The 8,044-nt window shown below is 46.4% G+C and carries 6 protein-coding genes; 3 read left to right on the forward strand and 3 right to left on the reverse strand.

Going from position 1 to position 8,044, the window contains the following annotated elements:
- Positions 1–216: 216 nt before the first annotated feature.
- The 3 genes from PN499_RS03185 to pdhA form a co-directional block, all read right to left on the reverse strand.
- Complete coding sequence (locus tag PN499_RS03185) at positions 217–1,110, reverse strand: WD40 repeat domain-containing protein (RefSeq protein WP_272030242.1); 894 nt, start codon at positions 1,108–1,110, stop codon at positions 217–219.
- Positions 1,110–1,403, reverse strand: coding sequence for a DUF3593 domain-containing protein (locus PN499_RS03190; RefSeq protein ID WP_007353394.1), 294 nt, complete (start codon positions 1,401–1,403; stop codon positions 1,110–1,112). Before PN499_RS03190 ends, PN499_RS03185 begins: the two co-directional genes overlap by 1 nt.
- A gap of 299 nt (positions 1,404–1,702) precedes the next feature.
- The gene (gene pdhA, locus PN499_RS03195; protein ID WP_272030243.1) at positions 1,703–2,737 is read right to left on the reverse strand and encodes a pyruvate dehydrogenase (acetyl-transferring) E1 component subunit alpha; all 1,035 of its coding nucleotides are present in this window, start codon (positions 2,735–2,737) and stop codon (positions 1,703–1,705) included.
- A gap of 283 nt (positions 2,738–3,020) precedes the next feature.
- On the opposite strand from pdhA, the gene PN499_RS03200 reads away from it, so the two are divergent.
- The 3 genes from PN499_RS03200 to PN499_RS03210 all read left to right on the forward strand — a co-directional run bounded on the left by PN499_RS03200 (position 3,021) and on the right by PN499_RS03210 (position 7,922).
- Positions 3,021–5,375, forward strand: a complete 2,355-nt coding sequence (locus tag PN499_RS03200; protein WP_272030244.1) for an IMS domain-containing protein — start codon at positions 3,021–3,023, stop codon at positions 5,373–5,375.
- A 39-nt stretch (positions 5,376–5,414) separates the two neighbouring features.
- On the forward strand, positions 5,415–6,629 hold the full coding sequence (locus tag PN499_RS03205) for a glycosyltransferase (RefSeq protein WP_272030245.1): 1,215 nt from the start codon (positions 5,415–5,417) through the stop codon (positions 6,627–6,629).
- Positions 6,630–6,749: 120 nt separating this feature from the next.
- The gene (locus tag PN499_RS03210; RefSeq protein ID WP_272030246.1) at positions 6,750–7,922 is read left to right on the forward strand and encodes a CobW family GTP-binding protein; all 1,173 of its coding nucleotides are present in this window, start codon (positions 6,750–6,752) and stop codon (positions 7,920–7,922) included.
- Positions 7,923–8,044 lie beyond the last annotated feature (122 nt).

Below are 8,044 nucleotides of genomic sequence, written 5' to 3' on the forward strand. Positions count from 1 at the left end.
ATCGCCTAGTCTCTGCGATTGCTTCGCGGAGCTAGCTTTTGACTGATCGTAAGTGCATTTGCCGGATATGATATAATGGGGAAATGTACTTAGTATCTACGATCAAACTTAGGAAATCTATGTAAAGCCTTAATAAACATTGTTTTATCTTCCACCGTATTAATCGAAGTTACTCAATTCTGAGGTGAGTGCTTTTTGCTTCTTCGTTAATATTGATTATAAACGCCAAACTCGAATAGTTTTATCTTCACTACCGCTGACAATTGTTTGTCCGTCAGCACCGATCGCAACAGAATTTACCGAACCAGAATGCCCAGAAAGGATTTTTAGCAGTTCCCCATTACTCAAACGCCGTAACTTAATTAAACCATCATAGCCGCCGCTGGCAAGCATTTTTCCATCTGAACTAATTGTGACTGAATTCACGGCGTAGGAATGGCCCGAAAGAGTACGTAACAGTTTGCCAGTATGAAGATTCCAAATTCTAACTGTTTCGTCTTTGCTACCGCTGACTAAAGTTTGCCCGTCAGGACTAATTGCGATCGCTAAAATATCCCGCGTGTGGCCTGCTAGAGTGTTGATTAACTCCTCCGTCACTAAACGCCACAACCGAATAGTATTATCAGCCCCATCACTAGCTAAAATATCACCATCGGGGGCGATTGTAAAAGCTTTAACCGAACCTGCATGACCCGTCAACGTGCCGATCAATTCTCCCGTATCTATCCGCCACAGCTTGACTGTCTGACTATAACTGCTGCTGTGACTGGCGATCGTTTCTCCGTCTGGGCTAATTGCCACCGGCATTGAACCTGAATCTAAACGCGATAATCCAGTAACAAAAGTACGAATCAGTTCGCCTTTACTCAGGCTCCAGAGCTTAATCGTACCATCACCGCCGCCTGTAGCAAAAGTTGCCCCGTTGGGGCTGATAACAACATTTTTCACGCCGTAGGGATGGCCTGTCATCGAATGGATCTGTTCCCCGGTACTCAACAGCCATAGCTTAATTTTGCCGTCTTCACCGCCGCTGACGAGAATTTTACCATCGGGAGCGATCGCCACCGATTTTACCCCGTCTGCATGGCCAGTGAGGGTTTGAATCTCCATTATTGTGATGATTGCCTGGTTTGAATCACGGCTTGTCTGAACCCTAGCACTACTAAAATATTAGACAGTGTTAAGAATAATTCTGCACCCCCATGCAACCAATCGATATTGGCCAACGAGTCGCCATAAGCTACTTTGGCATAAATTCCAGCGGGAATAGTAATAGCAACGAACACTAGAGTACCGTAAAACCCAATCAGAGCCAACCGAGGTACTTGTCGCGATCGCGTCAAAAACCACAAAAAACCCAAGTAGGGAAAAAGTGATAGAGCAAAAATAGTTTCTTTTGTCATTAATTGTTAGTTGGTAATTGGTAATTGGTAATTGGTAATTGGTAATTGGTAATCGCTAATCGCTAATCACCCATCTTCCCTCCGATTAATTAAAAGTTGAAAATTAAAAATTAAAAATTTAATTTCACAATTTTAATTTTGCATTTTTTTTAATTTTGCATTTTTAATTTTTAATTGATGAAGTGGCGAGCGCCCACCAAACCCGCTGACTGTAGCAAACTTTTAGAGAAATGGTATTAAATAAAAGGGGGTTTTTCACCCCCGCAATACTACCACAAATCGCAAAATATCCCTAAAGATTACTCATCTTCAGCATAGATAAAACGATAAAGTTCGCTCGGATCTGGTTCAGGACTTTTCTCCGCAAACTCCACTGCATCATCAACTACGGCTTGAATCTTTTGCTCAATTTCTTTCAACTCTTCAACAGTTGCTAAATTGCGCTCAGTCAAATCAGTAGCCAACTTCTTAATCGGATCGCGAGGGAACCAATATTCCTTCTCTTCCTTCGATCGCAATTCATCAGGGTCAGCCAAAGAATGACCTCGGAAACGATAAGTTAAAGCCTCAATTAAGGTCGGCCCTTCCCCAGCACGAGCACGAGCAACAGCCTCTTGAGCAACTTCTCTTACTGCTAAAACATCCATGCCATCCACCTCAAAACCAGCCATGCCAAAAGCATGAGCCTTTTTGTAAATTACTGGATCGGAAGTAGCGCGATCGTGAGCCATGCCGATCGCCCATTTATTATTTTCCACCACATAGATAATCGGCAACTTCCACAAAGCCGCCATATTCAAACACTCGAAAAACTGACCATTATTAGCCGCGCCATCTCCAAAAAAGCAAGCCGTCACCTGATCTGCATTTTCATTCCCCAAAGCCTCCCGCCGATACTTAGAAGCAAAAGCCGCCCCCGTAGCCACAGGAATACCCTCAGCCACAAACGCATAACCACCTAGCAGGTTATGTTCCGCAGAAAAGATGTGCATCGAACCGCCGCGTCCCTTTGAACAGCCAGTTGCCTTACCAAACAACTCAGCCATAACCTCCCGCGCTGGGACACCTGCACTCAAAGCGTGAACGTGATCCCTGTAGGTAGAGCTCACATAATCCTCATCTCGGCGCATCGCCCGAATCACGCCAGTAGACACCGCTTCTTGACCGTTATAAAGGTGGACGAAGCCAAACATCTTGCCCCGGTAGTACATCTCAGCGCACTTATCTTCAAAAAAGCGCCCCAAAACCATATCCTCATAGAGCATTAGTCCCTCTTCCTTAGAAATTTTGACCCGCGTCGCGTCAAAAACTGGTAAAATTCTTTCCTGAACCATTGCGTACTACCCTCTTAGCAAACTCGATTTCTAACTTTAAACCCTGATGGGACTAAAGAAGGGAGCGAACCCTAGTAACATTGTGGGAGCAAAGGTTCGCAAATTGTTACAATGTCAGGACTTACGCATCACTAAACGCTAGGCCTCCATCTTGGCGGGACAAGTACCTTCCAGAGGGCGGCGTTACCAAATGCTAGATTCGGTAATGCGTAACACTTATGTTTCGCACAAACCTTAGCTAAGATATGCTAATTCAGTTGCTCGTGCTTTGGGGAAGTGGGCTGTGCTAATTCCACTGGACTACTACCGGATTTTAGGTCTGCCGATCCAGCTTACTGCCGAACAGTTGCAGCAAGCTCACCGCGATCGCACTTTACAACTTCCCAGAAGGGAGTATTCGGAAGTCGCGATCGCTGCTAGAAAACAATTACTCGACGAAGCCTACGCTGTCCTGTCCAACCCAGAACAGCGCTCAGCTTACGATGCCAGTTTCCTAGCCAAAACCTACGAGTCCGAACACGACTCAGGCCTCTCCGGGGCAAAACACCTCTGGGAGAGAACTGCATCCGGCCAAAAACCTGGCCCCAGCGCCACCGTCTTACAGGACTCAGGAGACAATCTCAACTCTGACCTCTGGGCCTTAGATGCCGCCCCCGATCCTCATACTCCCAGCATCGACATCGAAGACAAGCAATTTGCCGGAGCCTTGCTGATTCTGCAAGAGTTAGGGGAATACGAACTGGCAATCAAAATCGCCCGTCCCTACCTCAGCAATGGCAGCGCCATCAGAGAAGGTCGTTTTGGCGACCCGCAACTCGTCCGGCCTGATATAGTTTTAACCACAGCCCTTGCCTACCTAGAACTTGGTCGCGAACAGTGGCAGCAAGGTCAACACGAAAATGCCGCCGCATCCTTAGAAGCAGGTCAGGAATTGCTGCTGCGCGAAAGCTTATTTCTTACTGTGAGGGGTGAAATGCAAGCCGATCTCTACAAGCTGCGTCCCTATAGGATTTTAGAATTGTTAGCGCTACCGCCAGAAAAAACTGCCGATCGCACCAGAGGGTTACAATTCCTCCGCGAAATGCTCCAAGAGCGCGGCGGTATAGACGGTTCTGGCGACGATCAATCTGGTTTAGGTATAGAAGATTTCCTCCGCTTCGTACAGCAATTGCGGAAGCACTTAACTACCGCCGAGCAACAGAGCTTATTTGAAGCCGAAGCCCGCCGTCCCTCCGCAGTTGCTACCTACTTGGCAGTCTACACGCTTTTAGCCCAAGGCTTTGCCGCCCGACTGCCTGCCCTAATCCGCCGCGCGAAGCTGATGCTGATGCAATTAGGCCGTCGCCAAGACGTACACTTGGAAAAAGCAGTTTGCGCCCTGTTATTAGGCCAAACCGAAGAAGCTAGCCGCGCTTTAGAACTGAGTTCCGAAAGCGAACCCCTGACTTTTATTCGGGAAAATTCCCAAGATTCCCCAGATTTACTCCCTGGATTGTGTTTATACGCCGAACACTGGTTACAGGAAGAAGTATTTCCCCACTTCCGAGACTTGGCCGACGAGCCGGTTTCCCTCAAAGATTATTTTGCTGATAAAAACGTGCAAGCTTACTTAGAAGCTTTGCCCACAGAGGCAGAAGTAGCTAATGAGTGGATCGCAGTACACCCTCGCCTCGGCAAACCCCTACTGGTCACTCCCCAAACGAGGGAGCCAGAAACCCCCACTGCTACTTCCTATCGGGCTGCTACAGTTACTTTGAGTGCGCCAGAAGCGGGTCTAACAACAGCAGTGCGAAGTACCCCTAGAACCTCCAGCGCCCCAACAACCCCTCGCCTTTCTTCCGAAACAACCTCGGTAGGTACAACTGTCCAGCCTCAAACTGCGTCAGAGGGAGCGGGACGATCGCCAACGCTACCATTAAGAGAGCGCAAGCGGGGAACTTCCGGGCGATCGCGCGGCCTACTCACTGGAGGAGAAGCTGTAGGTGTAGCTGCTGGCCGAGAACCCTTCAACTGGCAGCAAGTGCAGGCTCGATTGAAGTCGATTAAAATGCCTAAAAACAGGACAATTGCGATCGTCATCGCGATTCTAGCTTTCCTCCTGTTAGGCTTTTTAACAGTACAAGCCTTCAATTTGCTAGCAAATGCCCTACAAAGCCTCTCTGGGCCAACATTGAAAGGAGAGCAAGCCCTTGTAGGATTAGACCAGCCGCCGCTCGAAATTCCGATACCAGAACCACCATCTCCCACAGCGTCAGGCCCTCTGAACGAAGAATCTGGCAAGCAAGTGATTGAATCTTGGTTCTCTGCTAAAAGAGCAGCCTTGGGTAAAGACTACCAGATCGATCAGTTAAAAGAAATTCTTGTAGAGCCAGCTTTAGCCAGATGGATGCCAATGGCAGAAGCTCAACAGCGAAATAATGTTTATCAGACTTACGATCATACTTTACAAGTAAGTTCAGTTCGCACTAACGAAACTAATCCCGATCAAGCTCAAGTTGAAGCAGAGGTGACAGAAAAAGCACAGGTTTTTGAGCGCGGCCAGCCTACAACTGCACGCGATGATAGCTTGCGGGTGCGCTACGATTTAGTCCGAACTGACGGTCAATGGCGGATTAGAGATTGGGAAGTCTTAAGATAGTTTTGTTAACTGTTAACTGTTAACTGTTAACTGTTAACTGTGCGGGAGGTTGCATTGCGAATTATTGTTGAAGGGTGGCGTTTTCTTTGTCACTCTTACAGCGTAGTAAATCAGTTTCAAATGATGGAAATGCTTAAGCGTCCAGACTTAGAGCTGTTCCATCGCGATATGCCTTATATTGATGAAGGTTGGAAAACAGAAGTTAGCGATCGCGATCGCACTACTCAAGCATTGCGTAACATCCCTACTCCCGCGCCAAATCAGCCAGCAGATGTTACTGTACGAATGTATTGCCCTTGGAACTTCGCGAACTCTGATAGTAGTCAAACTTGGGTATTTGCAGCTACCGAATGGGGAACAGTTACTAACAACGTATTAGAGGGAATTGGCGTATCTTCCCTAACAGAAACTCCCGTCAATTCAGAGGCAAAAATTATTACCTGTTCTCAGTGGTCAAAAGCAGGATTCATTCGCAGCGGCGTTCAACCCAACCGCATCACCGTTGTTCCCCTTGGTGTTGATACTGATATCTATCATCCGCTTACAAACGAACAAAGAACAGCCTTGCGCCAAGCCTTCGGATGGCAAGACTCATTTATATTCTTAAATATCGGCGGCTGCACTGATAGAAAAGGCATCCGCCCCTTATTAAAAGCCTTCGCTGCGGTAATTGAGCGCTATCCTCACGCTAAACTGGTGTTAAAAGGTTCAGAATTGCTGTATCCTTCTAAAGATGATATAGCTCAAGCTAGCCGCGCCGTCCTCAGCGATGCGGAAAGAGAAAAAGTAGCAGCCAGAGTGATTTATACTGGCACTCAGCTATCATTTTCTCAAGTAGCTCAGTTGTACCAAGCGGCTGACGCTTACGTTTCTCCCTATTTGGCAGAAGGTTTCAATTTGCCTGTGCTAGAAGCAGCCGCTTGCGGTTTGCCCGTGATTTGCACTCAAGGCGGCCCTACTGACGATTTCACTCATCCAGACTTCGCGCTGCAAATAGAGAGCAAACTTAGACCTTTGACAATTGACGGCGAAAACTTCTCGATCTTAGCTCCCAATTTAGACCATTTGATAGCTTTGATGCAAGCCACCATCGAGGAAACTGCGATCGCAGCGCGATCTCGTCAATTTGGCCCTAGTTTTGTTGCTGGCAAGTTTACCTGGAAACACGCAGTAGACGATTTGCTCCACGTCTTCCGAACATCTGAAACTAGAGCTAAAATTAATAGACTAGCTTTTGAGCCGATAATTCTTTGAGTCTGGGACGTTATTTATAGCAACCGCTAAGGCGTTTAAGACACTCTGAATTGTTGAAGCCCACTTATTCTATTCCCTTTTTTCCGTTTTCCCCTAGTCCCTAGCTATAATAGCCAAACTATGCAATCAACAACTAATCAAATCGAAGCCACACCTACGATGGAGGCTCCAAAACAAGGATTACCAGTCACAATTATTACTGGTTTTCTTGGCAGCGGCAAGACAACACTGCTCAACCATATTCTGACCAATCAGGAGGGTTTGAAAACAGCAGTTCTAGTAAATGAGTTTGGCGAAATCGGCATCGATAACGAGCTGATTGTTACTTCTGACGACAGCATGGTAGAGTTGAATAACGGCTGTATATGCTGTACGATTAATGAAGATTTGGTCAATGCTGTTTATAAAGTTTTAGAGCGTCCAGAGAAGTTAGATTATCTGGTAGTAGAAACAACGGGACTGGCAGATCCTTTGCCTGTGGCGTTGACTTTCTTGGGTACTGAACTGCGAGATATGACTCGTCTGGATTCAATTGTGACTGTCGTAGATGCAGCTAATTATAGCTTAGATTTGTTCAACAGTCAAGCTGCTTACAGTCAAATTGCTTACGGCGATATCATTTTGTTGAATAAGGCGGATTTGGTTGATGAAGCAAATTTAGATTTGTTGGAAGTTAAGATTCGCGATGTGAAAGAAGGTGCGCGAATTGTGCGGACAGTGCGATCGCAAGTTCCCCTGCCTTTAGTTCTCAGTGTAGGTTTATTTGAGTCAGATAAATATTTCCAACCTGAGAAAGCTACTGATAGTCACGGACACGATCATGACCACGCTCATGACCACGATCATACTGAGTGTGGGCACGATCATCACGAGCATTCACATCACGCGCACCATGACCATGAACATGACCACGATCATCACGATCATTCACATCACGATCATAGCCACCATGACCACCATTCCCACCATTTAGAGAATGATGGGTTTACTTCGCTTTCTTTCCAAAGCGATCGCCCATTCTCTTTAAGGAAATTTCAGTATTTCCTCGATCATCAACTACCGATGAATGTGTTTAGAGCTAAGGGTATTATGTGGTTTGAGGAAAGTCCTAAGCGGCACATTTTCCACCTTAGCGGCAAGCGTTTTTCCATTGATGACGACGAATGGAAAGGTCAGCCCAAAAATCAGATCGTGCTGATCGGTCAAGGTTTGGAACATGACACGCTGCGATCGCAGTTAGAAAATTGCCTTTGTATTCCTTCCGTCGGTCGTGGCAAAGGCTTTGGGAAATAGTTAATTGTTAACGATTATATAGCAATCCTAAATGAATCGTAAATTTTTTACCCCACCCCAACCCTCCCCTTGCTAAGGGGAGGGAGTAAGAAATTCACAAATGATTTAGGATTGCTATATAA

The sequence above is a fragment of the Kamptonema animale CS-326 genome (genome assembly GCF_028330895.1).
Taxonomy (GTDB): domain Bacteria; phylum Cyanobacteriota; class Cyanobacteriia; order Cyanobacteriales; family Microcoleaceae; genus Kamptonema; species Kamptonema formosum.